Annotated in this window: 22 protein-coding genes, 1 pseudogene and 1 riboswitch; of the genes and pseudogenes, 11 read left to right on the forward strand and 12 right to left on the reverse strand. The window is 71.2% G+C overall.

Going from position 1 to position 23,095, the window contains the following annotated elements; genetic code table 11:
- Positions 1–10: 10 nt before the first annotated feature.
- The 4 genes from ACH47Z_RS25250 to fahA form a co-directional block, all read right to left on the reverse strand.
- Positions 11–238: a ferredoxin family protein gene (locus ACH47Z_RS25250; protein ID WP_016437651.1), complete on the reverse strand. Its 228-nt coding sequence runs from the start codon at positions 236–238 to the stop codon at positions 11–13.
- A 45-nt stretch (positions 239–283) separates the two neighbouring features.
- Positions 284–1,075: a GntR family transcriptional regulator gene (locus tag ACH47Z_RS25255; protein WP_399077345.1), complete on the reverse strand. Its 792-nt coding sequence runs from the start codon at positions 1,073–1,075 to the stop codon at positions 284–286.
- Positions 1,076–1,208: 133 nt separating this feature from the next.
- Positions 1,209–2,147 carry a M56 family metallopeptidase gene (locus ACH47Z_RS25260; RefSeq protein ID WP_399077347.1) on the reverse strand — a complete coding sequence of 313 codons (939 nt, stop codon included), beginning with the start codon at positions 2,145–2,147 and terminating at the stop codon, positions 1,209–1,211.
- A gap of 487 nt (positions 2,148–2,634) precedes the next feature.
- On the reverse strand, positions 2,635–3,852 hold the full coding sequence (gene fahA, locus ACH47Z_RS25265; RefSeq protein WP_399077349.1) for a fumarylacetoacetase: 1,218 nt from the start codon (positions 3,850–3,852) through the stop codon (positions 2,635–2,637).
- Between the two features lie 288 nt (positions 3,853–4,140).
- Here fahA and ACH47Z_RS25270 point away from each other — a divergent pair, with 288 nt between their 5' ends.
- From ACH47Z_RS25270 to ACH47Z_RS25290, 5 genes and pseudogenes are all read left to right on the forward strand, one after another.
- Complete coding sequence (locus ACH47Z_RS25270) at positions 4,141–5,400, forward strand: ATP-grasp domain-containing protein (RefSeq protein ID WP_399077547.1); 1,260 nt, start codon at positions 4,141–4,143, stop codon at positions 5,398–5,400.
- A gap of 75 nt (positions 5,401–5,475) precedes the next feature.
- Positions 5,476–6,690, forward strand: coding sequence for an FAD-dependent oxidoreductase (locus ACH47Z_RS25275; protein ID WP_399077352.1), 1,215 nt, complete (start codon positions 5,476–5,478; stop codon positions 6,688–6,690).
- Positions 6,691–6,954: 264 nt separating this feature from the next.
- Positions 6,955–7,041, forward strand: a pseudogene (locus ACH47Z_RS25280) (carboxymuconolactone decarboxylase family protein); the annotation flags it as partial.
- A 15-nt stretch (positions 7,042–7,056) separates the two neighbouring features.
- On the forward strand, positions 7,057–7,233 hold the full coding sequence (locus ACH47Z_RS25285; RefSeq protein WP_399077354.1) for a hypothetical protein: 177 nt from the start codon (positions 7,057–7,059) through the stop codon (positions 7,231–7,233).
- Positions 7,234–7,298: 65 nt separating this feature from the next.
- Positions 7,299–8,180 carry an HAD family hydrolase gene (locus ACH47Z_RS25290; RefSeq protein WP_399077355.1) on the forward strand — a complete coding sequence of 294 codons (882 nt, stop codon included), beginning with the start codon at positions 7,299–7,301 and terminating at the stop codon, positions 8,178–8,180.
- On the opposite strand, the gene ACH47Z_RS25295 is transcribed toward ACH47Z_RS25290, so the two are convergent.
- Positions 8,165–8,656 (reverse strand): transglycosylase SLT domain-containing protein, encoded by a 492-nt coding sequence (locus tag ACH47Z_RS25295; protein WP_399077357.1) that lies wholly within the window; start codon positions 8,654–8,656, stop codon positions 8,165–8,167. The genes ACH47Z_RS25290 and ACH47Z_RS25295 overlap by 16 nt on opposite strands.
- A 5-nt stretch (positions 8,657–8,661) precedes the next feature.
- A riboswitch (cyclic di-AMP (ydaO/yuaA leader) is annotated at positions 8,662–8,836 on the reverse strand.
- Between the two features lie 596 nt (positions 8,837–9,432).
- Here ACH47Z_RS25295 and ACH47Z_RS25300 point away from each other — a divergent pair.
- From ACH47Z_RS25300 to ACH47Z_RS25315, 4 genes are all read left to right on the forward strand, one after another.
- Positions 9,433–10,443, forward strand: coding sequence for a polyprenyl synthetase family protein (locus ACH47Z_RS25300; RefSeq protein ID WP_399077359.1), 1,011 nt, complete (start codon positions 9,433–9,435; stop codon positions 10,441–10,443).
- Positions 10,444–10,838: 395 nt separating this feature from the next.
- Positions 10,839–12,035, forward strand: a complete 1,197-nt coding sequence (locus ACH47Z_RS25305; RefSeq protein ID WP_399077361.1) for an outer membrane lipoprotein carrier protein LolA — start codon at positions 10,839–10,841, stop codon at positions 12,033–12,035.
- A gap of 71 nt (positions 12,036–12,106) precedes the next feature.
- Positions 12,107–13,123, forward strand: a complete 1,017-nt coding sequence (locus ACH47Z_RS25310; RefSeq protein ID WP_399077363.1) for an ABC transporter ATP-binding protein — start codon at positions 12,107–12,109, stop codon at positions 13,121–13,123.
- Complete coding sequence (locus ACH47Z_RS25315) at positions 13,110–13,991, forward strand: ABC transporter permease (RefSeq protein ID WP_399077365.1); 882 nt, start codon at positions 13,110–13,112, stop codon at positions 13,989–13,991. The genes ACH47Z_RS25310 and ACH47Z_RS25315 overlap by 14 nt, the downstream gene beginning before the upstream one ends.
- 27 nt (positions 13,992–14,018) lie before the next feature.
- Here ACH47Z_RS25315 and ACH47Z_RS25320 read toward each other — a convergent pair whose 3' ends face one another.
- Positions 14,019–14,606 (reverse strand): flavodoxin family protein, encoded by a 588-nt coding sequence (locus ACH47Z_RS25320; protein WP_399077367.1) that lies wholly within the window; start codon positions 14,604–14,606, stop codon positions 14,019–14,021.
- Positions 14,607–14,810: 204 nt separating this feature from the next.
- Here ACH47Z_RS25320 and ACH47Z_RS25325 point away from each other — a divergent pair, with 204 nt between their 5' ends.
- Entirely contained in the window at positions 14,811–16,034 is a 1,224-nt protein-coding gene (locus ACH47Z_RS25325) for a hypothetical protein (protein ID WP_399077369.1), read from the forward strand.
- 21 nt (positions 16,035–16,055) lie between these two features.
- Here ACH47Z_RS25325 and ACH47Z_RS25330 read toward each other — a convergent pair whose 3' ends face one another.
- The 3 genes from ACH47Z_RS25330 to ACH47Z_RS25340 all read right to left on the reverse strand — a co-directional run bounded on the left by ACH47Z_RS25330 (position 16,056) and on the right by ACH47Z_RS25340 (position 18,563).
- On the reverse strand, positions 16,056–16,523 hold the full coding sequence (locus ACH47Z_RS25330) for a VOC family protein (RefSeq protein WP_399077371.1): 468 nt from the start codon (positions 16,521–16,523) through the stop codon (positions 16,056–16,058).
- Positions 16,524–16,593: 70 nt separating this feature from the next.
- Positions 16,594–17,580 (reverse strand): EamA family transporter RarD, encoded by a 987-nt coding sequence (rarD, locus tag ACH47Z_RS25335; protein ID WP_399077373.1) that lies wholly within the window; start codon positions 17,578–17,580, stop codon positions 16,594–16,596.
- Between the two features lie 128 nt (positions 17,581–17,708).
- Positions 17,709–18,563, reverse strand: a complete 855-nt coding sequence (locus tag ACH47Z_RS25340; RefSeq protein ID WP_399077374.1) for an SDR family oxidoreductase — start codon at positions 18,561–18,563, stop codon at positions 17,709–17,711.
- Between the two features lie 93 nt (positions 18,564–18,656).
- Between ACH47Z_RS25340 and ACH47Z_RS25345 the strand changes: the two genes are divergently transcribed.
- On the forward strand, positions 18,657–19,046 hold the full coding sequence (locus ACH47Z_RS25345) for a winged helix-turn-helix transcriptional regulator (RefSeq protein WP_399077375.1): 390 nt from the start codon (positions 18,657–18,659) through the stop codon (positions 19,044–19,046).
- 16 nt (positions 19,047–19,062) lie between these two features.
- On the opposite strand, the gene ACH47Z_RS25350 is transcribed toward ACH47Z_RS25345, so the two are convergent.
- The 3 genes from ACH47Z_RS25350 to ACH47Z_RS25360 all read right to left on the reverse strand — a co-directional run bounded on the left by ACH47Z_RS25350 (position 19,063) and on the right by ACH47Z_RS25360 (position 23,070).
- On the reverse strand, positions 19,063–20,124 hold the full coding sequence (locus tag ACH47Z_RS25350; RefSeq protein WP_399077377.1) for a 2-oxoacid:ferredoxin oxidoreductase subunit beta: 1,062 nt from the start codon (positions 20,122–20,124) through the stop codon (positions 19,063–19,065).
- On the reverse strand, positions 20,117–22,045 hold the full coding sequence (locus tag ACH47Z_RS25355; RefSeq protein ID WP_399077379.1) for a 2-oxoacid:acceptor oxidoreductase subunit alpha: 1,929 nt from the start codon (positions 22,043–22,045) through the stop codon (positions 20,117–20,119). The genes ACH47Z_RS25350 and ACH47Z_RS25355 overlap by 8 nt, the downstream gene beginning before the upstream one ends.
- A gap of 335 nt (positions 22,046–22,380) precedes the next feature.
- Positions 22,381–23,070, reverse strand: coding sequence for a LuxR C-terminal-related transcriptional regulator (locus ACH47Z_RS25360; RefSeq protein WP_399077381.1), 690 nt, complete (start codon positions 23,068–23,070; stop codon positions 22,381–22,383).
- Between the last annotated feature and the right edge of the window lie 25 nt (positions 23,071–23,095).

Below are 23,095 nucleotides of genomic sequence, written 5' to 3' on the forward strand. Positions count from 1 at the left end.
GTTGTACCTCTCACCGCAGCAGGTAGGGCATGTTGACCGTGACGGCTCCGGTGGGGCAGCGGGCCGCGCAGGGGCCGCAGTACCAGCACTCGTCGACGTGCATGTACGCCTTGCCGCTGCTGTCGTCGATGGCGAGGGAGTCCAGCGGGCACATGTCCACGCAGAGGGTGCAGCCGTCGATGCACTTCGACTCGTCGATGGTCACGGGCACGTCGGCCCGCTGGGGCGCCAAGGGCATGGCTGTCTCCAGGAAACGTGCAGGCGGGGTGGGTGCGGCGGCCGGTTACAGGGACCGGTGGAGCAGGCCGCTCATGGTGATGCGGTCGCCGCGGAAGCGGATGAACTCCAGGTCGACGGGGCGGCCGTCGGCGAGGTGGGTGAGGCGTTCCAGCATGAGTACGGCGGCTCCGCGCGGGGCCTGGAGCACGGCGGCGGAGTGGGCGTCCGCGTTCACCGCTTCCAGGGTGATCTCGGCGTGGCCGAGGCGCTGGCCGGTGATGGCTTCCAGGAGGCGGAAGACATCGGTGTTCTCCAGGTCGGCGCCGAGCAGGGCGGTGCCGAGGTCGAGCGGGATGTAGGTGAGGTCGAGGGAGAGTGGGAGGCCGTTCAGGCGGCGCAGGCGCTCGATGTAGAGCACGTCGGCGCCGGCCGGGACACCGAGGCGGTCGGCCACCGGGGCGGGTGCGGGGGCGGGGCCCATGGTGCGGACCTCGTTGGTGACGTGGCCGTGTTCGCGGAGGGTTTCCGCGAGGCCCATCAGACGGTCGAGCCCGTGCGGGTACTTCTGGGCGACGACCACGGTGCCGACGCCCGGCAGCCGCTCCACCAGGCCTTCGGCCCGGAGCAGGTCCAGGGCCTGGCGGACGGTGTTGCGGGAGGCGCGGTAGTCGGCGGCGAGGGTCGACTCGTGCGGGAGGGTGCCGTTCTGGAAGGCGCCGGTGAGGAGCTGGCGGCGCAGCAGGTCGGCGAGCTGCCGGGCCCGGTCCGCGCGCAGCCGGCGACGCGCGCGGTGGGCGGCGACCGTGGTCGCGGCGCCCTGACCGGCGTGGTCGCGGGGGCGGTCGGTGACTGACATGGCTGGAACCATACTGATGCGGTGGGGAAAGTCGTGTTGCCGCAGTGTTGCGCCAGGTGAGGGGGTGTGAGGTGGGGCGCTGAGCTGGGAGTTCTCCCGTTTGTGCGGCAAGATCTGCCACCCTGCGGGCCTGTCAGGACAGCGCCGTCAGCCCCGGGGCGAATGTGATCAGCAGGGGCAGCAGTGGCACCAGGGCGGCCACCGTCGTCGTCAGGGCCCGGTGCCGGCGCAGCAGGCGCGGCGGGGGCTCCAGCAGGCGGTCCACGCGCTCGCCGAGCAGGCGGCGGCTGGAGTCGCAGGACAGGACGCCCCGGTGCTGGTTCAGCTCGATCAGCGCGAGGGCTGTGGTGAGGTGGCCGCAGCGACGGGATGCCGTGTCGTCGGCGGCCAGCTCGACCAGGCGGTGCGTCTGGTCACAGAAGTGGGCGAAGACCGGCACGCGCGGGAAGCCCGTGGCGAGCGCGGTGGACAGGTGCAGCAGCCAGTCGTGATGGGCACGCGCGTGCCCGCGTTCGTGCGTGAGGACGGCGTCCAGCTGGTGGTCGGTGAGACGCTGCAGCGCACCCGTGGTGACGACCAGCTGCGGCGGGTGCCCCGGCATCCACCAGGCGTCCGGGTACTCGTCCTCGAGCACCAGCATCGGGCCGCGCGCCGCCGGCAGCCCGGCCGGCAGGTCGGGGGCGCGCTCGCGCAGTTGCGCCCGGGCCTGGCCGCGCCTGCGGCGGGCCTCGACGAGTTCCCGGGCCAGCATCGCCGTTGTCCAGGCGGCCCCGAAGGCCAGCAGCAGGGTGAGGGCGGTGGCCCACACCGGTGCGGAGGAGAGGTCGTACGCGGCGGTCACGGAGGGCGGCGCGGGGGCGAAGACGCGGTCGCGGACGGTGTGGAAGACGGCCGCGGTGCCCAGGATCAGCGCGGCGAGGCAGCACAGCAGGACGGTGGCCACCAGACACTGCCACACCCACAACGCGACCACGGGTTCCCGCTCGGGCCAGGCGGCGCGGGTCAGCGCGCGCGGCGCCGGCAGGGCGGCCGTCAGGGCGACGACGCTCAGCAGGAGCAGGCAGACGGTCATGCCGGGGCTCCGGTTCCTGGTCGCAGAGGTGTGCGGGGCGGGTGGTGCCGAGGGTGCGCCGCGCGGGTGCGCGCCGCGTATGGTGCGTGTCCCTGCCAGTATGACGAAAACCGTGGGCACGAGTCAGGTGTCGGCGACGATCCGGTTCGCGGCCCGCCACGCGCGTGTGGACGCCCATAACGGCCGCCGGTGCTCCCGCGCGGCGCCGCCCCGCCACTCCCGCAGCCGCTCCCGCAAGGCCCGGCCCCGCTACTCCCGCAGCGCTCCACGTACCGCATCGAGCCGCTCGTCGTCGTCCGCCCCCAGGGCCTGTGTCTGGGTGGCGAACGTTCTGGTCAGCGCGGTCAGTTCGGCCGGGGCGGGGAGGTGCGGGCGGCCGGTCGCGGGGCGGTACGGGGCAGGTGGCGTCGACGCGTACGAAGGCGCCGTTCACCGGAGCGGTCCCCGGTCCGCCCAACGCGTCGGTCGGCTTGCTACAAGGTGCTGGTCACCGTGTTACGACCCGCCCGCGGACCTCCCCCAGCCCGACCCGGCGCCCGTCCGGACCGGGGGCCCACGCGGACAGGGTCACGACGTCGCCATCCTCCAGGAAGGTCCGCTTGCCGTCGGGGAGTTCGAGGGGCTCGCGGCCGTTCCAGGTCAGCTCCAGCAGGGAGCCGCGCTGGCGTTCCTCGGGGCCGCTCACCGTGCCGGAGCCGTACAGGTCGCCGGTGCGTAGCGAGGCGCCGTTCACCGTCATGTGGGCGAGCTGCTGGGCGGCTGTCCAGTACATGGTCGAGAACGGGGGCTCGGAGACCACGTGGCCGTTGATCGCGATGGAGATCCGCAGGTCGTAGCCGCTCGGCTCGATGTCCGGCGCCGAGTCGTCCAGATAGGGCAGCAGGGGGTGCGTGCGTTCCGGCGCGGCCACGCGCGCGTGCTCCAGCGCTTCCAGCGGGGTGATCCACGCCGACACGGAGGTCGCGAAGGACTTGCCGAGGAAGGGGCCGAGGGGGACGTATTCCCAGGCCTGGATGTCCCGCGCGGACCAGTCGTTCAGCAGGCAGAGGCCGAAGACGTGGTCACGGAAGTCACCGAGTGCGACGGAGCAGCCCAGCTCGGACGGGACGCCCACGACGAAGCCGACCTCGGCCTCGATGTCCAGCCGGATCGACGGGCCGAACACGGGTGCCGGGTCGCCCGGGCCCTTGCGCTGCCCGGACGGCCGTACGACGTCGGTGCCCGAGACGACGACCGTGCCGGAGCGGCCGTGGTAACCGATCGGCAGATGCTTCCAGTTGGGGGTGAGGGAGTCCTCGGCGTCCGGGCGGAAGATCCGGCCGACGTTTCTGGCGTGGTTCTCCGAGGCGTAGAAGTCGACGTAGTCCGCGACCTCGAAGGGCAGGTGCAGAGTCACCTCGGACAGAGGGTGGAACAGCGGTTCCAGGTCCGCGCGGTGCACGGGGTCCGTGACCCAGGACGTGATCGTGCGCCGTACCTCCGACCAGGCTGTGCGGCCGGCGGCCAGCAAGGGGTTGAGGGTGGGGCGGGCGAGCAGCGACTGGTACGGCGAGCCGAGGGCGGCGGCCGCGGCGCCCGCGTCGAGGACGTGGTCCCCGAGCCGGACACCGACCCTCCGCTCCGTGCTGCCGGAGGGCGTGAACACGCCATAGGGAAGGTTGTGCGGACCGAAGGGGTCGCCCTCGGGGACGTCGAAGGGGGGCATGGGGTGCTGCCTCACTCTCATCCGGGCCATGCATGGCGATGCGTTCCATGTGGTCGCGCCACACGTTACGGCCGTGACGCATGTCTTGGGCAGAGCCTCAAGTAACCCAGGGGCTGCCTGCGAAGTGTTCGAAAGGTTGCCCGCACGATGCCTAAAGGGTTCGCAATGTCCGGAAAAGCCTTGTCGGAGCGGGCAATTCCGGCTTAGCGTCCTTTGGGGACATGGACGGATGGATCCGTTCCGTTGGGGGGACACGTGGGGGGACCCGTGGCCGGAGACGCCGTCAGTGTGCCGTTCGAGCCGGACCGTGACGTGCCGGGACTCATCGTCAAGTTCGGCGACTATCCGCTGCACCACGGCGGGGTCGGTGCGATCCGCAGTCTGGGCCGCCTCGGCGTGCCCATGTATGCCATCACCGAGGATCCGTACACGCCGGCGGCCTCCTCGCGCTATCTGAAGAAGGCGTTCGTGTGGCCGACAACCGGTGCGGAGGACCCGGGCCACCTGGTCGAGGGAATGCTGCGCATAGGCCGCCGGATAGGCCGCCCGGCCGTCCTGATACCGACCGACGAAGAGGCCGCCGTCCTGATCGCCGAGCACCAGGACGAGCTGGCCGGATCTTTTCTCTTCCCGGGGGTCGACCCCGCGCTGCCGCGCCGGCTCGCCAGCAAACAGGGGCTGCACGAACTGTGCGTCGAACACGGCATCGCGAGCCCGTCCGCCGCGTTCCCGGAGTCGTACGACGACATCGTCGCCTTCGCCGACACGGCCCGCTTCCCGGTGGTGGCCAAGAACCGCGAGGCGTTCGTACGGCGCCGACGGCCCGCCGTGAACGGCACCACACGCATCGCCACCCGCGAGGGCCTGCTCGCCCTGGCCCGCGACTGGGGCGAGGAACCGGGCGTGATTCTCCAGGAGTACCTGCCGCGCGAGGAGGCCGAGGACTGGATCGTGCACGCCTGCTTCGGCCCGGACTCCACTCCGCTCGCGCTGTTCACCGGCGTCAAGGTCCGCTCGTGGCCGCCGCACGCCGGCATGACGGCGAACGCGTACGTCGTCGACAACCCGGAACTCGCCGACCTCGCCGCCCGTTTCATCAAGCAGATCGGCTTCAGCGGCGTCATCGACCTCGACCTGCGCTTCGACCGGCGCGACGGACAGTACAAACTCCTGGACTTCAACCCCCGCATGGGCGCGCAGTTCCGGCTCTTCGAGAACGAGTCGGGGGTGGACGTCGTACGCGCCCTGCACCTGAGCCTGACCGGCCGCGCCGTACCGGAGGGGGAGCAGCGCGCCGGCCACCGCTACATCGTGGAGAACATCGACCTGCCCGCCCTCCTCGCCTACCGCCGCAGCGGCTATACGACGCCGCACGCGCCGGCGCGGGCGAGCGGGACGGAGCTGGCCTGGCTCGCGGGTGACGACCCGCTGCCGTTCCTCACGATGCTCGCCCGCTTCGTGCGCCCGGGCGCGAAGCACCTCTATCAGCTGTGGCGCACCAACCGCCGCGGCAACGGCACCGCCAAGAAGCCTGCATCCACCACCTAGGCATCCGAGAAGCAGGCATCCACGAAGCAGGCAAGGCCACCACGCGTGGCGCACCGTGTCCTGGGGAGGGACTTCGTGACTCGACCGGTTGCAGTCATCGGCGCCGGGCCGTTCGGCCTGTCGACCGCCGCCCATCTCCGCGCGCGCGGCATCCCCGCCCGCGTCTTCGGCGACCCCATGGTCAGCTGGCGCGCGCACATGCCCGACGGCATGCTGCTGAAATCGACCCCCGCCGCCTCCAGCCTCGACTGCCCACAGCCCGGTCACACCCTCGCCGACTACTGCGACGCGGCCGGCATCCGCCGTCTGGCCGCCGACGAGGACATCATCCCGGTGGAGACCTTCATCGCCTACGGCGAGTGGTTCCAGCAGCGCCTGCTGCCCGGCCTGGAGCAGGTGCGGGTCGTCTCCGTCGACCGCGCCACGGACAGCGACCGGAGCGGCGGCTTCGAACTCAAACTGGACTCCGGGGAGTTGTTCACCGCGCGCGCGGTCGTCGTCGCCACCGGGCTGTCCGGCCTCGCCCATCTTCCGCCGGAGCTGGCGGGCGCGGCGGCCGACGGACCCACCGCGACCGGCCCGGTCTCGCACAGCTCCCAGCACCACGACCTCGGCCGGTTCGCCGGCAAGGAGCTGATCGTCGTCGGCGCCGGCCAGTCCGCGCTGGAGACGGCGGCACTCGCCGCCGAAGCGGGGGCACGCGTGCGCGTGGTCGCGCGTGGCCGGGGCCGGGTCGCCTTCGGCGCCCCACCGTGGAAGCAGCCGAAGCTGCGCCCCGAGTCCCCCTTCGGCAACGCCTGGTCGCTGTGGGCGCTCAGCTACTACCCGCACCCCTACCGCTACCTGCCCGAGGCCGCCCGCCACTACCTGGTCCGCCGGGTCCTCGGACCGCTCGGCGCCTGGTGGCTGCGCGAGCGTTTCGAGAGCGCCGTACAGGTGCGGGAGGTCGAGCGGATCGTGAGCGCCGAGGCGCCGGACGGCAGCCCGGTCCTCACCGTTCGCACGCACGGGGGCCGTACCGAGCGGCTCGCCGCCGACCACGTCATCGCGGCCACCGGCTACCGCGCCGCCGTCGCGGCGATGGACTTCCTCGGCCACGGGCTGCGCACCCGGCTCGCGGTGAGCCGCGGCACGCCGAAACTCGGCCCGGGCTTCGTCTCCTCCGTGCCCGGCCTGTACTTCACGGGTCTGCCGGCGGCGTCGTCGTACGGCCCGGTGATGCGCTTCGTCTGCGGCACGGAGTTCGCCTCCCCGCGTCTGGCGAAACACCTGGCGGCGGCCCACGGCTGACGTCCGCGCCGGCCCCGTGCGTGACGTGCGCCACGCGTGCGTGACGCACGTCGGCCCGCGCGGAAAGGTCCGCCGGGACCGTCACATCTCCCGCCCGTGCTCCGTCAGTGCGGTGACAGCGAAGGACAGCGCGGCGGCGGCGACCGGCGCGCATCACGGACACGGCGGGAGACACCACCATGCAGGCACGGACGACGAACGCGGCCACCCATCTCCCCTCCGCCATGAAGGGCATCGACATGCTCCTGAAGGGCATCGGCGAGGAAGGAAGGCGCGAGCGAGGAGCGGATCTCCTCCGTCGCCGCCTGGCGCGAGGCGCCCCTCTTCACCGACGCCGAGCGCGCCGCGCTGCGGCTGGCCGAGCGGATGACCCGGCTCGCCGACCGCTCCGAGGAACCGGTGCCGGACGAGCTGTGGGACGACGTCGCCGGCCACTACGACGAGAAGCAGATCTCCGCACTGCTCCTGAGCATCTCGCTCGTCAACCTCTTCAACCGGGTCAACACCGCCACCAGGAAGCCGGCGGGCACCACTTGGGGCTGATGAGCACGTAAGTACGCGGCACGACAAGATGAGTCGGACCGGCGTCCCGTCCGTATTCTCTGATCATGGCAGCCTCCCCCGCATATGCACTGATCGCCACTGACCTGGACGGAACGCTGCTGCGCGGCGACGACACGGTCTCCGGCCGGTCGCTCGCCGCGCTTGCGCGGGTGGCGCGGGCCGGTGTACGGCACCTGGTGGTGACGGGCCGTCCGGCCCCGCGGGTACGGCCGCTGCTCGCGCACCTCGGCTGCACGGGGCTCGCGGTGTGCGGGCAGGGCGCGCAGGTCTACGACGCCGGAAGCGGGCGTTTGCTGTGGTCGGTCCGGCTGGACCGGGAGCTGGCCGAGGAGGCGCTCGGCAAGATCGAGGCCGAGGTGGGACAGGTCTTCGCGGCCGTCGACCAGGACGGCGTCGACGGGCGCACACTCATCGAGCCCGGCTACCGGATGCCGCACCCGACCCTACCCGCGGTGCGGGTCGGCCGGCGCGACGACCTGTGGCGCGAGCCCATCAGCAAGGTGCTGCTGCGCCATGCGGACCTGTCCGACGACGAGTTGGCGGCCGTCGCGCGCGCGGTGGTGGGTTCGCTGGCGACGGTCACCATGTCGGGGCCGGGAACCGTGGAGCTCCAGCCCGCCGGGGTGACCAAGGCGACCGGGCTGGCGCTGGCCGCCGACCGGCTGGGGATCACGGCCGAACAGGCCCTGGCGTTCGGGGACATGCCCAACGACATCCCGATGTTCGACTGGGCCGGGCGCGGGGTGGCGATGGCGAACGCGCATCCCGAACTCATGGCGGTGGCCGACGAGGTCACCTTGTCGAACGAGGACGACGGCATCGCCGTCGTCCTCGAAAGACTCTTCCCGGACTCTCCGACCGACCGGCCGGCGCTTCAGCACGCGCCGGTCACGTACGGGTCGGGCGACGGTCAGTACGCGCTGTAGACGTTGTCGATCGAGCCGTAGCGCGCGGCGGCGTAGTTGCAGGCCGCGGTGATGTTCGCGACCGGGTCGTAGATGTTGAACGCGGTGCCGGCCACGTGGTACGCGTTGAAGGTCGGGGCGATGACCTGGAGCAGGCCCTTGGACGGGATGCCGGCGGCGGCGTTGGAGTCCCAGTTGTTGATGGCCCACGGGTTGCCCGAGGACTCCCGGATGATGTTGCGGTAGATGCTGTTGTACGAGCCCGGGATGCCCTTCTTCGCCATGATCGCGAGCGACTCGCGGATCCAGCCGTCGAGGTTGTTCGGGTACCCGGCGAGGGTGGTGGAGGCCTTGGTGGCCTTCGTGGTCGTGGCGGCGGAGGCGCTGGTGGCGCCGACGAGCGGCAGAGCGAGGACGGCGGCACCGGTGCCGACGACGGCGAGGGTGCGCACGAGGCGGCTGGTCCGGGTGCGACGGTGCTGAGCGGCAGCAGGCATGGGGATGTTCCTCTCCGTCGCCTGCGAGGTGAGCTGTCGGGTTCGGGCGGGGAGGTGCCCGGCCGTGCCTTGGGGAAGGCACGGCTTCACCCCAAGCCGTTCCGGTGCGACGTGTGCCGTCCGGTCCGGCGACTTACCTGGGTCCCCCGCTCCTGCCGTACGAAATGGTTCGTGGATGGTTATGCGGGCGGCGGCAGGATTCGGCGTCCGCCCGACGGCCCGGAACGTATGCGAGAGCACATGTCGGGAACAAGTAGCAGATTCACACAACGCCCCATTTGACCTTGGTCTGCGCCCTATGTGGCACTTGATCCTTTGCTGTTGCCAACCCTCAACTCGCCGACAGGGCAAGAGGGGAGGGGTGTTCGGCGGCCAGGGGTGTGGGGATCAAGGACGTGACCCAACTCACGAAATAGCAAATCGCTCCAAAACGGGCATCAGGGATTTGGGGGTTTGCTCATGGGGTGGCGACGACCGGCGGGGGAGGGGCGGCCGGCGGGTGATCTCGGGGATGGTCTCGGGGGGGTGGGGTGGAGGTGTTACTCCGCTCGCCCCCTGGTTCGCGACAAAGTGGCTGACTTCCTGTTAAGTCGATAAATATCCGTTCTTACTGTCCGATCTCACGCATAGCGGTCATGATCCAATACCGCCCGGGCTGGACCGGTGGGCGCTATCGGTGATCGAAACAGGACCGGATACGCTGACTCGAGTGATGGCAGCGACCTATCGACAAACCGTGTAATCGCCAGCAGACACCAGCAGACAGGAGACCCCTCGTGACCGTCGTCGGGCCGTTCGGGCTGAGCGTGCGGGACCAGGCTCTCGAAGCCGATGTCCAGGCCGGATTGGCGGCTGTCGAGGAAGGCTTGCTCGAGGCCACCAAGAGCGAGGTTCCGTTCATCACGGAGGCCGCGCAGCACCTCGTGCGGGCCGGTGGGAAGCGGTTCCGGCCGCTGCTCGTGATGCTCGCGGCGCAGTTCGGCGACCCCTACGCGCCGGGCGTGGTGCCGTCGGCCGTCGTCGTGGAGCTGACCCACCTCGCGACGCTGTACCACGACGACGTCATGGACGAGGCGGCCGTGCGGCGCGGCGTGGACAGCGCCAACACCCGCTGGGGCAACTCCGTCGCGGTCCTCACCGGCGACTTCCTCTTCGCGCGCGCCTCCCAGATCCTCGCCGACCTCGGGCCCGAGGCGGTCCGGGTGCAGGCCCTCGCGTTCGAGCGGCTGGTCACGGGCCAGATCCTGGAGACCGCGGGCCCCTCCGACGGCCGTGACCCGGTCGAGCACTACCTGGACGTGCTCGGCGGCAAGACGGGCTCGCTGGTGGCGGTGTCGTGCCGGTTCGGCGCGATGATGTCCGGCGCCGACGAGACGGTCGTCGACGTGCTCACCCAGTACGGCGAGCGGCTCGGGGTCGCCTTCCAGCTCGCCGACGACGTCCTGGACATCGCCTCCGACTCGCACGAGTCCGGCAAGACCCCGGGCACCGACCTGCGCGAGGGCATCCCGACCCTCCCCGTGCTCCGGCTGCGCGAGCGCGCGGCCCGGCTGGGGCTGCCCGAGGACCTCGCGTTGTGCGAGCTGCTGGACTCCGACCTCAGCGACGACGCGCGGCACGCCGAGGCGCTGACCGCGCTGCGCGCCCACCCCGCGCTGGAGCAGGCCCGCCGCGACACCGTGCGGTACGCGGAGGAGGCCCGGGCCGCGCTGTCCCCGCTGCGGGAGTGCGACGCCAAGGCGGCCCTGCTGGAGCTGTGCGACGCGGTGGTGCACCGCGCGGGCTGACGCCCGGCGCCGGATCCGTGGAAACGTCGGCTGACGTGTCCACGACCTGCCGTCGGCGTCGGTCGATCCGCCGCTGACGGCCGGCCACCCGCCACGTCCGGATGCCCGCCTGCCCGCCGCATACGGCCGCCTGTGCCCGGCAAACGGCCGTACGGCGTCCTACGGCATCCGTGCGATCCGGTCCGGGCCCCCTAGGGGTCACGGGAGTCGTCGCCCCCGGGTGTCATACCGCAGTCGTACACGGAGTTGGCTCCGTGGTCTGACGCTTCTTCATGGCCGGTTTGGTGAGATGGAGAACACGGACATCACCACTCCTCACCGATTCGGGTGAGAATGGCGGCTCAGGGTGGACCAGCGTGAGGACAGCCGCCGCCGACGACGGAGGTAAGGCACACATGGCACCGTACGAATCCGACGACGCAGTGGACGGCGCACGGGACGAGAACCCGCACACCGGACGCCGCAAGGCCGCGCGGTACGCGGTCCCGGTCGCGGTGGTGGGCGTGGCGGCGGCCACGATCGGGCTGGTCCCGGCGCTCGCCGCCTCCGGCGACCCCGACCTGCCCAAGATCACGGCCAAGCAGCTCATCGACAAGATCGCCAAGTCGGACGTGCAGCAGCTGTCCGGCACGGTGAAGATCAGCACCGACCTCGGCCTGCCGAACCTCGGCGGCCTGGAGAACAGCCTGGCCTCCGGGGCCACCAAGGGCTCCGGCGACGGCTCCTCCGCCGACCCCCAGGCCAAGCTCACCGAACTGGTCTCCGGCACGCACACGCTGCGCGTGGCAGCCGACGGCCCGGACAAGCAGAAGGTGTCGCTGCTGGAGAGCGGCTCCGAGTACAGCGTCTTCCACGACGGCACGAACGTGTGGGGCTACGACAGCAAGACCAACGAGGTCGTCCACGGCACCTCCGCCGACTCCGGCAAGGACCGCAAGGCCGAGCCCCCGGCCACGCCCAAGGACTTCGCCGACCAGGCGCTGAAGGCGGTGGACGACACCACGTCCGTCACCGTCGACGGCACCGAGCAGGTCGCCGGCCGCGCCGCCTACAAGCTGCTGATCAAGCCCCGCCAGTCCGGCACCACGGTCGGCGCGATCAGCATCGCGGTCGACTCGAAGACGGGCATGCCGCTGAAGTTCACGCTGACCCCGAAGAGCGGCGGCGCGGCCGTCGTCGACGCGGGCTTCACCGAGGTCTCCTTCGCCAAGCCGTCCGCCGCCACCTTCGACTTCACCCCGCCCAAGGGCGCGAAGGTGACGGAGCAGAAGAAGGACGCCAAGGACCGGGAGCACGCGCCTGGCATGGGCTTCGGCGAGGACCACGGCAAGGGCACCGTCCTCGGCAAGGGCTGGACGTCCATCGCCACCTTCGAGACCGGCGCCAAGGGCGGCCTGCCGACCGGCGGTTCCAAGGCCGGTGACCTCGGCGGCTTCCTCGGCTCGCTGGGTGACAAGGTCTCCGGAAAGTTCGGCAAGGGCACGGTCTTCTCCACCCGCCTGGTCAACGTCCTGATGACCGACGACGGCAAGGTCTACGCCGGCGCGGTCACCAAGGGCGCCCTGGTGAAGGCGGCGAACGAGGGAAAGTGACCCCGTTCGGGCACTACGGACCGTTTACCGTGCGTTGACTCTTCACGGGAGCACGAATCGAGGGGGAGCCGATGGACGGACCGTCCGCCGCGGAGCCGGAGCCGGAGCCGGAGCGGGAGGCGGGGCACGCGCACGAGCGTGCCCCGGGCCAGGCGGAGGCGAGCGTCATCGCCACCCGCGGCCTGACCAAGCGCTACCGCGGCGGACAGCTCGCCGTCGACAGCCTCGACCTGGCCGTACCGGCGGGCAGCGTCTTCGGCTTCCTCGGTCCGAACGGCTCGGGCAAGACCACCACCATCCGCATGCTGATGGGCCTGATCGAGCCGACCGCCGGCACGGCGAGCGTGCTGGGCCGCCCGATGCCCCGGGCGGCCCGTGCCGTTCTGCCCCAGGTCGGCGCGCTCATCGAGGGCCCCGCCCTGTACGGCTTCCTCTCCGGCCGGGACAACCTGCTGCGCTACGACGCCGCCGACCCGACCGCCGACCCGCGCACCCGGCGCGTCCGCGTCGGAGCCGCCCTGGACCGGGTGGGCCTCGCGGCCGCCGCCGGCAAGAAGGCGAAGGCGTACTCGCTCGGCATGAAGCAGCGCCTCGGTCTCGCGGCCGCGCTGCTCCAGCCGCGCCGGCTGCTCGTCCTGGACGAGCCCACCAACGGCCTCGACCCACAGGGCATGCGGGAGATCCGCACCCTGATCAGGGAGCTGGCCGCCGACGGCACGACGGTCTTCCTCTCCTCCCACCTCCTCGACGAGATCGAGCAGGTGTGCACGCACGCGGCGGTCATGGCGCGGGGCCGGCTCGTCACCCAGGGCGCGGTGGCCGACCTGGCGGCCGGGGCACGCGGCCGGCTGCTGGTGATCACCCCGGACGCGGCCGAGGCGGCCCGGGTGCTGAAGGAGCAGGGCGTCGCGGACGTCACCGCCGACGGCGACCGGGTCACCGGCGACCCGCCCGCGCGGGACCTCGCCGAGGTGAACGCCGCCCTGGTCACGGCGGGCGTGCGGGTCCGCGGCTTCACGCTCGAACGGGCCTCGCTGGAGGACGCGTTCGTGGCACTGACGGGGGAGGGCTTCGATGTCGCGGGCTGAGACGGCGTACGAGCCTGTCGTACGGCGGCCGAGTCCGCTGTGGACGTTCGGGCTGCTGCGCAGCGAACTGGTCACGACCGTCCGCCGCTGGCGCACCCTTGCCCTGCTCGGGGTGCTGGCCGCGGTGCCGGTACTGGTCGGGATCGCGGTGAAGATCCAGACGCGCGGCGGCGGATCCGCTGACCACGGCGGCCAGGGCCCGGCGTTCATCTCGCAGATCACCAACAACGGCCTGTTCCTGGTCTTCACCGCGCTGGCCGCGACGCTGCCGTTCTTCCTGCCGATGGCCGTAGGTGTCGTCGCGGGCGACGCGATCGCGGGCGAGGCGGGTGCAGGCACCCTCCGTTATCTGCTGGTCGCCCCGGCCGGCCGGACCAGACTGCTGCTCACCAAGTACACGACCGTGATGGCCTTCTGTCTGCTGGCCACCCTGGTCGTCGCCGTCTCGGCACTGATCGTCGGCGCGGTGCTGTTCCCGCTGGGCGATCTCACGACCATCTCCGGCACGCAGATCAGCTTCACCGAAGGCCTCGGCCGGGCCCTGCTGATCGCCCTGGTCGTCGCCGCCTCACTGGTCGGCGTGGCGGCCCTCGGCCTGTTCGTGTCGACCCTGACCAACAGCGGTATATCGGCGATGGCGACCACGGTCGGCCTGGTCATCACCGTCCAGATCCTCGACCAGATACCCCAGTTGCACGCGCTGCAGCCGTACTTGTTCTCGCACTACTGGCTGTCCTTCGCCGACCTGATGCGCGACCCCGTCTACTGGGACGACCTCGTGAAGAACCTCGGCCTCCAGGCGCTGTACGCGGCCGTGTTCGGCTCGGCGGCCTGGGCGAGGTTCACGACGAGGGACATCAGCGCCTGACCCGCTGCGAGAGCCTTGGAGACGGTCTCAGGCGACCTGGTACGGGAAGCGCGCGAGGGGCGTGTCCTGTGCGAAGAACGTCTTCGCGCGGGTGAGCGCGTCGATGTCCCGCAGTACGTCACCGGGCCCGCTGCCGTTGCCCAGCAGCACCCCGCCGAAGCGCATGCCCAGATAGGCGGCCGAGTTGTTGAGCGTGCCGACGTACGGATCGGCGACCGACGGCTCGCGGTCGGCCAGCGCGGCGACGCCCCAGAGCGTGCGGTCGGCCATGGTCGCCTTGAAGTCCAGGCCGGGGATGCGCAGCCAGCCCGACCAGTGGTCGAGGTAGCGCTTGGTGAGGCCGGACACCGAGTACCAGTACAGCGGCGAGGCGATGACGATGTCCGTGGCCGCGAGGGTGGCGTCCAGCAGCAGACGGGTGGTGCTGCCCTCCGGCGGCACTGTGTGGTCGGCGCCGTGCCGCAGGTCCACGAAATCGGGCAGCGGGTGCTCGGCGAGTCGGATCCAGCGCTGCTCGATGTCACCGGGCAGCTGCTCGGCCGCCTCACGGGCCAGCAGTTCGGTGTTGCCCTCGGTGCGGGCGCTGCCGAGCACGAAGAGGAAACGGCGGTTCATGGGTCCCCCAGGGGAGTGCTGTCGTACCAGGAATTAAGGCGTGTGCATTTTATGCACACGCAAGTAATTTTCTCCAGGGCCACCCGAGTGCGGCTGGTGCGAGGCTGTGACGCCGCGGTGACGCGGAAGCCGTGGGGAGCCGACACACTGGTGGGCAGGACGCGTACGACCGGATCGCGACGCCGGGGGAGTGAGGGAAAACCGATGGCTCGACTGAGCTTCGAGAAGAAGCGGGCGCAGCAGCCCGCGGCGCATCCGGCGGTGGTACCGGTCCGGGTGTTCGGCGCGGGAGGCGCTTCGGTGGGCGGGACGTCGGTGGTCGCCGCGCCGGGCGAGGAGATCCAGCAGGCGGTCCTGAACCACCTCCAGCGCCTTGCCATCAGCCTCGGCGCCCCCATACACGCCACGATCCACGACGACCGGACGGGCCTCGTGGTCCCCCTGGAGGTCTCGGCGGACGGCTCCAGCCGGGTCGCGGGAGAGCCGGTCCGCGTGGCTCCGCCGGAGAAGCCGGGCGCTGCGGGCGTGGCTGCGCGGGAAGGCGTGGCGGACGTGTCGGACAGGGCGTCGGCGCAGGAGCCGGGGCCGGTGCGCGTACCCGCCGGGACGGTGCAGACGCCGACCGGGCAGTTCGGCCCCCCGCCGGTCATGGCGGCGCCCCCTGCCCCGACTCCGGCGGCCGTCACCGACGTTCCGGGGACCGGCGTCCCGACGGCAGGTGTCCCGAAGTCCGCTGCTCCGGAGGTCGGTGCCCGCGAGGCCGGCGTGCCGGAGGCTGGTGTGCCGGAGGCCGACCTCCCGAAGACCGATCTCCCGAAGACCGATCTCCCGAAGACCGGCTTCCCCGTGACCGGCTTCCCCGACGCCGAGGAACCCACCAGCACCGCCCACACCCCCGCCCGCGGCTTCGATGCCGTTGCCGAGGAGGTGCTCGGGGACGGGCCCGTGACGGAGACGGCGGAGGGGGCCGAGTTGCTGACCGAGCCGATGACGCGGATCAACGAGGCTGTGCGGGCGGGCCGTATCGAGGCGGCGGCCGAACTCGCCGACCGTACGGTCACCGAGGCGGCCGCCGTGCTGGGCCCCGGCCATGCCGAGGTGCTGCACCTGCGCGAACTGTCGGCCTACATCGCCTACTTGGGCGGCGACCCGGTCCGTGCCTTCCGGCAGTCACTGGACCTCGCCCGGCTGCGCCGGCAGGCCCGGGACACGGAGGCCGCCTACGGCAACGTGCAGAGCGCGGCGACCGCCTGGCGTGCGGTGCGCGACCCCGAGGAGGGCCTGCGGCTGGGCCACGACCTGATCGAGCTGTGGACGGACCTCAGCGCCGAGCCGGGTCCGGCCTCCGACGATCTGCGGCCCCTGGAGTCCGCCCGCGCCCGGATGGTCCGCCTGACCGACCGGGCGGCCCGGGCCGCACAGTCCTGACCGGGACCGGCACCACCAGCCTCACTGCAGGCAGAACTCGTTCCCCTCCGGGTCTGTCAGAATCAGCCACTCCCCAGCCGGCTCCTTCACCTCGCGCACCACCCGCGCGCCCAGCGCCTCCAGGCGTGCCGCCTCCGCCGTGCGCCGCTCCGGGCCGGCGTGCAGGTCCAGGTGGAGCCGGTTCTTGACGGTCTTCGGCTCCGGGACACGCTGGAAGAGCAGGCGCCGGCCCAGACCGGTGCCGGTCTCCGGGTCGTACGGGTCGTCGGGGTGTCGTACGGCGATCAGGTCACGGAAGGCGGGGCGGCCGTGGTACTCGACCGTGGCCTCGCCGGGCAGCGCGCCGGCGGACAGCAGCCGTTCGACGAGGGCGCTGTTGTCCTCGGCGGTGTAGTGCAGCGCGGCAGCCCAGAAGTCGGCCTGGGCGTGCGGGTCGGCCGCGTCGATGACGAGCTTCCAGTGCAGAGGTGCGGGCGTCTGTGTCGACATGGTCGCCACTTATAGCGCGCGGCACTCACATTGACCCTTCAGGCCGACAGAACCTCAGGCCGACATCCCGTCAGACGTCCACCGCCGCCGACTCGGTCGACCCGGCCGGCTCGGCGGGCTCGGCCCGCTCCACGCGCCGTACAGCCAGCGCTTCCCGCGTCCGTCGCGCCGTGCGCAGCGCGTCGCCCGTGAGCAGGACCAGCGCCAGCCAGACCAGCGCGAACCCGGCCCAGCGCTCGGGCGGCATGGCCTCGTGGAAGTACAGGATGCCGAGCAGGAACTGGAAGACGGGCGCGAGGTACTGCAGCAGGCCCAGCGTGGACAGCGGCACGCGGATCGCGGCCGCGCCGAAGCAGACCAGCGGGGCCGCGGTGACCAGGCCGGTGGAGGCGAGCAGGGCGGCGTGGCCGGCCCCGTCGTTGACGAAGCTGGCCTCGCCGTGGGCGACGAGCCACAGCAGATAGCCGAGCGCGGGCAGGAACTGGACCGCGGTCTCGGCGGCCAGCGACTCGACGCCTCCGAGGCCGACCTTCTTCTTGACCAGGCCGTAGGTGGCGAAGGAGAGGGCGAGGGTGAGCGAGATCCACGGCGGGCGGCCGTAGCCGACGGTCAGCACGACGACGGCGGCGAAGCCGGTCGCGACCGCCGCCCACTGCACGGGCCGCAGCCGCTCCTTCAGCAGCAGCACGCCCATGGCGATGGTCACCAGCGGGTTGATGAAGTACCCGAGTGAGGACTCGACCACATGGCCGGAGTTCACGGCCCAGATGTAGACGCCCCAGTTCACGGTGATGACGGCGGCGGCCACGGCGATGAGCGCGAGCCGGCGCGGCTGGCGCAGCAGCTCGCCCGCCCAGGCCCAGCGCCGTATGAAGAGCAGCGCGGCGGCGACGACGAGCAGGGACCAGACCATGCGGTGGGCGAGGATCTCCACCGCCCCGGCGGGCTTCAGCAGTGGCCAGAACAGGGGGACCAGCCCCCACATGCCGTAGGCGGCGAAGCCGTTCAGCAGGCCTATCCGGTCCTCACCCTTGGAATCCTTGGACGTCCCGCTCACGGCCCCTCCTCCTCGTGGTGCGTTCCGAGCTCTCGCACGCGAGAAAGAAGGTAGCGCCGAGCACCCCCGGCTGTCATGCCCGTATCGTCATACGGTCATGACAGCCGGGTTGGCGCGGAAGGCGAGGCTCAGCCCTTGAGCGCCGTGGCGACCGACTCGGCGATCGGCGTGGTCGGGCGGCCGATCAGGCGGGTGAGGTCACCGCTGGTCACGACCAGCTCGCCCTTCTCGATGGAGGCGTCGACGCCGGCCAGGATCTGTGCGAACGGCTCGGGGAGCCCGGCGCCGGTGAGGATGGCCGCGTAGGCGTCGACGGTGACCGGGTTGGCGGCGATCGTCCGGCCGGTCTGCCGGCTCAGCTCCGCCGCGTACTCCGCGTAGCTCCAGGCGACGTCGCCGCCGAGCTCGTACGTCGTGTTCTCGTGACCCTCGCCGGTCAGGACGGCGACGGCGGCGGCCGCGTAGTCGGCGCGGGCGGCGGTGGAGACCCGGCCCTCGCCGGCGGCGTGGGTGACGGCGTCGTGCGCCAGGACCGGGCCCAGGTTCTCGGTGAAGACCTCGCTGTACCAGCCGTTGCGCAGCAGCACGTACGGCAGGCCGGAGGCGAGGAGCGCCTGCTCGGTGCCGCGGTGGTCGTCGGCGAGCGCGGCCGTCAGGCTGCCCGGCGCGCTGGTGTAGGCGAGGAGCGCCACTCCGGCCGCCTTGGCCGCCTCGATGACGACCTTGTGCTGGGCCACGCGGTTCTTGCCGACCTCGCTGCCGGAGATCAGCAGCACCTTGTCACCGGCGGAGAACACGCCGTCGAAGGACTCCGGGGTGTCGTAGTCGGCGACCGCCAGCTTCACCCCGCGTGCCGCCAGCGATGCGGCCTTCGCCTCGTCGCGGACGACCGCGGTGATCTGTTCGGCCGGGACCTTCTCGAGCAGGCCCTCGATCACGTGGGTGCCGAGGTGTCCGGTGGCTCCGGTGACGACGATGCTCATGATGTGCCATCTCCTTCTCGGGTGCGTTCTACCGCTAACCCTAGGAGGTGCGCTAACTATCGGAAAGTACCCACTTTGAAGTAAGGTACGGGCATGCCGGTAAGTGAGTGGAAGGGTGACGGCGAGGCCATGTGCCCCCAGCGCCTGCTTCTGGAGCATGTCACCAGCCGTTGGGGCGTGCTGGTGCTGATCCAGCTCCTCGACCGCCCGTATCGCTTCAGCGAACTGCGCCGGGCGATCGGCCGCGTCAGCGAGAAGATGCTCACCCAGACCCTCCAGACCCTGGAGCGCGACGGCCTGGTCCACCGGGACGCCAAGCCCGTCATCCCGCCGCGCGTCGACTACTCCCTGACCGAACTGGGCCGCGAGGCGGCGGAGCAGGTGCGGGCGCTGGCGCAGTGGACCGAGCAGCGCATGCCCGACGTGCTCAGCGCACGCCTCGCACACGAAGAGGCCCGGGGCATCAAGTCCCGGGCCTCGTAGTCAAGCGGGCGACGGTCTAGCCGACGACCGTCCAGGTGTCCCCGCCCGCCAGCAGCGTGGCCAGGTCACCCTTGCCCTTCTGCTCGATCGCGGTGTCCAGCTGGTCGGCCATCGCGGTGTCGTAGACCGGCCGTTCGACGTTGCGGAAGACACCGATCGGGGTGTGGTGCAGGGTGTCGGGGTCGGCCAGCCGGGAGAGCGCGAAGGCGGTGGTCGGGGACGCGGCGCGCGCGTCGTGGACCAGGACGTCCGACTCGTTCTCCGCCGTCACCGTGACCACCTCCAGGTCGCCGGTGGCCCGGTCGCGTACGACACCGCGCGCGCCGTCGGCGCCGAAGCGGATCGGCTGCCCGTGCTCGAGACGGATCAGCGCCTCCTCGGACTGCTGTCTGTCCTTCAGGGCGTCGAAGGCGCCGTCGTTGAAGATGTTGCAGTTCTGGTAGATCTCGATCAGGGCCGTGCCGGGGTGGTCCGCTGCCGCGCGCAGCACCTCGGTCAGGTGCTTGCGGTCGGAATCGATCGTGCGCGCCACGAAGGACGCCTCCGCGCCGATCGCCAGCGACACCGGGTTGAACGGCGCGTCCAGCGAGCCCATCGGCGTCGACTTGGTGATCTTGCCGACCTCGGAGGTGGGCGAGTACTGGCCCTTCGTCAGGCCGTAGATCCGGTTGTTGAACAGCAGGATCTTCAGGTTGACGTTGCGCCGCAGGGCGTGGATCAGATGGTTGCCGCCGATGGACAGCGCGTCGCCGTCGCCGGTGACCACCCACACCGACAGGTCCCGCCTGCTGGTGGCCAGGCCGGTCGCGATCGCCGGGGCGCGGCCGTGGATGGAGTGCATCCCGTAGGTGTTCATGTAGTACGGGAAGCGGGAGGAGCAGCCGATGCCGGAGACGAAGACGATGTTCTCCTTGGCCAGCCCCAGCTCCGGCATGAAGCCCTGCACGGCGGCCAGGATCGCGTAGTCACCGCAGCCCGGGCACCAGCGCACCTCCTGGTCCGACTTGAAGTCCTTCATCGACTGCTTGGCCTCGGCCTTGGGGACCAGCTGCAGCAGCGCGTTGCCGGCGTCAGTCATGGATGGCCTCCTTCAGCGCCGCGGCGAGCTGTTCCGCCTTGAACGGCATGCCGTTGACCTGGTTGTAGGAGTGGGCGTCGACCAGGTACTTTGCCCGGATCAGGGTGGCGAGCTGCCCGAGGTTCATCTCGGGGATCACGACCTTGTCGTACCCCTTCAGCACGGTCCCGAGGTTGCGCGGGAAGGGGTTGACGTGGCGCAGGTGGGCCTGGGCGATCGACTCGCCGGCCCGGCGCAGCCGCCGTACCGCCGCCGTGATCGGTCCGTACGTCGAGCCCCAGCCCAGCACCAGCGTCCTCGCGCCGTCCGGGTCGTCGACCTCGATGTCCGGGACCTCGATGCCGTCGACCTTGGCCTGCCGGGTGCGGACCATGAAGTCGTGGTTGGCCGGGTCGTAGGAGATGTTGCCGGTGCCGTCCTGCTTCTCGATGCCGCCGATGCGGTGCTCCAGACCCGGCGTGCCCGGGACGGCCCACGGCCGGGCGAGGGTCTGCGGGTCCCGCTTGTACGGCCAGAAGACCTCGGTGCCGTCGGCAAGGGTGTGGTTCGGGGCGGAGGCGAACTGGACGGTCAGGTCCGGCAGTTCCTCCAGCTCCGGGATCCGCCAGGGCTCCGAGCCGTTGGCCAGGTAGCCGTCGGACAGCAGCATCACCGGCGTGCGGTACGTCAGCGCGATCCGGGCCGCCTCCAGGGCCGCGTCGAAGCAGTCGGCCGGGGTGCGGGGGGCGACGATCGGGACCGGCGCCTCGCCGTTGCGGCCGAACATCGCCTGCAGCAGGTCCGCCTGCTCGGTCTTGGTCGGCAGACCCGTGGACGGGCCGCCGCGCTGGATGTCCACCACCAGCAGCGGCAGCTCCAGCGAGACCGCGAGAGCGATCGTCTCGCTCTTCAGGGCCACACCCGGGCCGGACGTCGTCGTCACCGCCAGCGAGCCGCCGAACGCCGCGCCCAGCGCCGCGCCGATGCCCGCGATCTCGTCCTCCGCCTGGAACGTGCGCACGCCGAAGTTCTTGTGCTTGCTCAGCTCGTGCAGGATGTCCGAGGCCGGGGTGATCGGGTACGAGCCCAGGAACAGCGGCAGATCCGCCTGCCGGGAGGCCGCGATCAGGCCGTAGGCGAGGGCGAGGTTGCCGGAGATGTTCCGGTAGGTGCCCACGGGGAAGGCCTTGGCGGCCGGGGCGACCTCGTAGGAGACCGCGAAGTCCTCCGTCGTCTCGCCGAAGTTCCAGCCGGCCCGGAACGCGGCGATGTTCGCCGCCATGATCTCCGGCTTCTTCGCGAACTTCGACCTCAGGAACTTCTCGGTGCCCTCGGTCGGCCGGTGGTACATCCAGCTCAGCAGGCCCAGCGCGAACATGTTCTTGCTGCGTTCGGCCTCCTTGCGGGAGAGGTCGAACTCCTTCAGCGCCTCCACCGTGAGCGTGGTCAGCGGCACCGGATGCAGGTTGTAGCCGTCCAGCGAGCCGTCCTCGAGCGGGGAGGCGTCGTAGCCGACCTTCTGCAGGGCACGCTTGGTGAACTCGTCGGTGTTGACGATGATCTCGGCGCCGCGCGGCAGATCGCCGATGTTCGCCTTCAGGGCAGCCGGGTTCATCGCGACGAGCACGTTCGGCGCGTCACCCGGGGTGAGGATGTCGTGGTCCGCGAAGTGGAGCTGGAAGCTGGAGACGCCGGGCAGGGTGCCGGCGGGGGCTCGGATCTCGGCGGGGAAGTTGGGGAGAGTGGAGAGGTCGTTGCCGAAGGAGGCTGTCTCCGAGGTGAAACGGTCTCCGGTGAGCTGCATGCCGTCGCCCGAGTCCCCCGCGAACCGGATGATCACCCGGTCCAGGCGCCGCACGTCCTTCGCGTCGCCCGGGTTGCGCTGCTCTCCGACGACGGATCCGTCGGCCTGCTCCGTTGGGCTGCTGACCTGGCTGGTCACTGAACTGGACCTCCTTCGAGGCGGCTGTCCGGGGTGTGGTCGTCCCACGGACCATCCCAGATCAACCCTACGTCGGTTAGGGTCGCCTTCCCGAGGTCATCCACGCATTGGACGACATTTCGAGACGGCGTGTCGCGCTGCCTTCTTCATCGCCTTCCATGATGGCGCGCGGCCACTCGGGCGCCGATCAAGGCGCTCCCCGCGCGTTCCACGGTTCTCCGCCCGCCTCCCGCGGAAGCCGGACGGTCTGACGCGCGGCTGACGGGGTCGTGAGTCCGGATCCGGACGGGGTCATGAGCCGAGATGCCGACGGGTCATGGGTTCCGGCACGGGGGTCATGAGTTCAGATACGTCAGGACCGCCAGGACCCGCCGGTGGTCGCCGTCGCTCGGGGCCAGGCCGAGCTTCAGGAAGATGTTGCTGACGTGCTTCTCCACGGCGCCGTCGCTGACCACCAACTGCCGGGCGATCGCCGAGTTCGTCCGCCCTTCGGCCATCAGCCCGAGCACCTCGCGCTCGCGCGGGGTCAGCCCGGTCAATACGTCCTGCTTGCGGCTGCGGCCGAGCAGCTGCGCGACCACCTCCGGGTCCAGCGCCGTACCGCCCTCGGCGACCCGCACCACCGCGTCCACGAACTCGCGCACCTCGGCGACCCGGTCCTTGAGCAGATAGCCCACGCCCCGGCTGGAACCGGCCAGCAGTTCGGTGGCGTAGCGCTCCTCCACATACTGTGACAGCACCAGCACCCCGAGCCGGGGATACGCCTTGCGCAGGCGTACGGCCGCGCGCACGCCCTCGTCGGTGTGGGTCGGCGGCATCCGTACGTCCGCCACCACCACGTCGGGCATCGTCCCCTGCGCGTCCAGGTCGGCGATGGTCTTCACCAGCGCCTCCGCATCCCCGACACCGGCCACGACATCGTGCCCGCGGTCGGTCAGCAGCCGGGTCAGGCCCTCTCTGAGCAGCACTGAATCCTCGGCGATGACCACCCGCACCCTGTCCTCCACGATCTCCCGGCCCCCCATGCCCGCTCCCGGACTTCCCTGCAGT

The organism is Streptomyces sp. NPDC020192 (genome assembly GCF_044388685.1).
Lineage (GTDB): Bacteria > Actinomycetota > Actinomycetes > Streptomycetales > Streptomycetaceae > Streptomyces.

Coding starts and splice junctions, on each gene's coding strand:
- ACH47Z_RS25250 (WP_016437651.1), bottom strand. CDS start 238: ATGCCCTTGGCGCCCCAGCGGGCCGACGTGCCCGTGACCATCGACGAG.
- ACH47Z_RS25255 (WP_399077345.1), bottom strand. CDS start 1,075: ATGTCAGTCACCGACCGCCCCCGCGACCACGCCGGTCAGGGCGCCGCG.
- ACH47Z_RS25260 (WP_399077347.1), bottom strand. CDS start 2,147: ATGACCGTCTGCCTGCTCCTGCTGAGCGTCGTCGCCCTGACGGCCGCC.
- fahA (WP_399077349.1), bottom strand. CDS start 3,852: ATGCCCCCCTTCGACGTCCCCGAGGGCGACCCCTTCGGTCCGCACAAC.
- ACH47Z_RS25285 (WP_399077354.1), top strand. CDS start 7,057: ATGACCCGGCTCGCCGACCGCTCCGAGGAACCGGTGCCGGACGAGCTG.
- ACH47Z_RS25290 (WP_399077355.1), top strand. CDS start 7,299: ATGGCAGCCTCCCCCGCATATGCACTGATCGCCACTGACCTGGACGGA.
- ACH47Z_RS25295 (WP_399077357.1), bottom strand. CDS start 8,656: ATGCCTGCTGCCGCTCAGCACCGTCGCACCCGGACCAGCCGCCTCGTG.
- ACH47Z_RS25305 (WP_399077361.1), top strand. CDS start 10,839: ATGGCACCGTACGAATCCGACGACGCAGTGGACGGCGCACGGGACGAG.
- ACH47Z_RS25310 (WP_399077363.1), top strand. CDS start 12,107: ATGGACGGACCGTCCGCCGCGGAGCCGGAGCCGGAGCCGGAGCGGGAG.
- ACH47Z_RS25315 (WP_399077365.1), top strand. CDS start 13,110: ATGTCGCGGGCTGAGACGGCGTACGAGCCTGTCGTACGGCGGCCGAGT.
- ACH47Z_RS25320 (WP_399077367.1), bottom strand. CDS start 14,606: ATGAACCGCCGTTTCCTCTTCGTGCTCGGCAGCGCCCGCACCGAGGGC.
- ACH47Z_RS25325 (WP_399077369.1), top strand. CDS start 14,811: ATGGCTCGACTGAGCTTCGAGAAGAAGCGGGCGCAGCAGCCCGCGGCG.
- ACH47Z_RS25330 (WP_399077371.1), bottom strand. CDS start 16,523: ATGTCGACACAGACGCCCGCACCTCTGCACTGGAAGCTCGTCATCGAC.
- ACH47Z_RS25340 (WP_399077374.1), bottom strand. CDS start 18,563: ATGAGCATCGTCGTCACCGGAGCCACCGGACACCTCGGCACCCACGTG.
- ACH47Z_RS25345 (WP_399077375.1), top strand. CDS start 18,657: ATGCCGGTAAGTGAGTGGAAGGGTGACGGCGAGGCCATGTGCCCCCAG.
- ACH47Z_RS25350 (WP_399077377.1), bottom strand. CDS start 20,124: ATGACTGACGCCGGCAACGCGCTGCTGCAGCTGGTCCCCAAGGCCGAG.
- ACH47Z_RS25360 (WP_399077381.1), bottom strand. CDS start 23,070: ATGGGGGGCCGGGAGATCGTGGAGGACAGGGTGCGGGTGGTCATCGCC.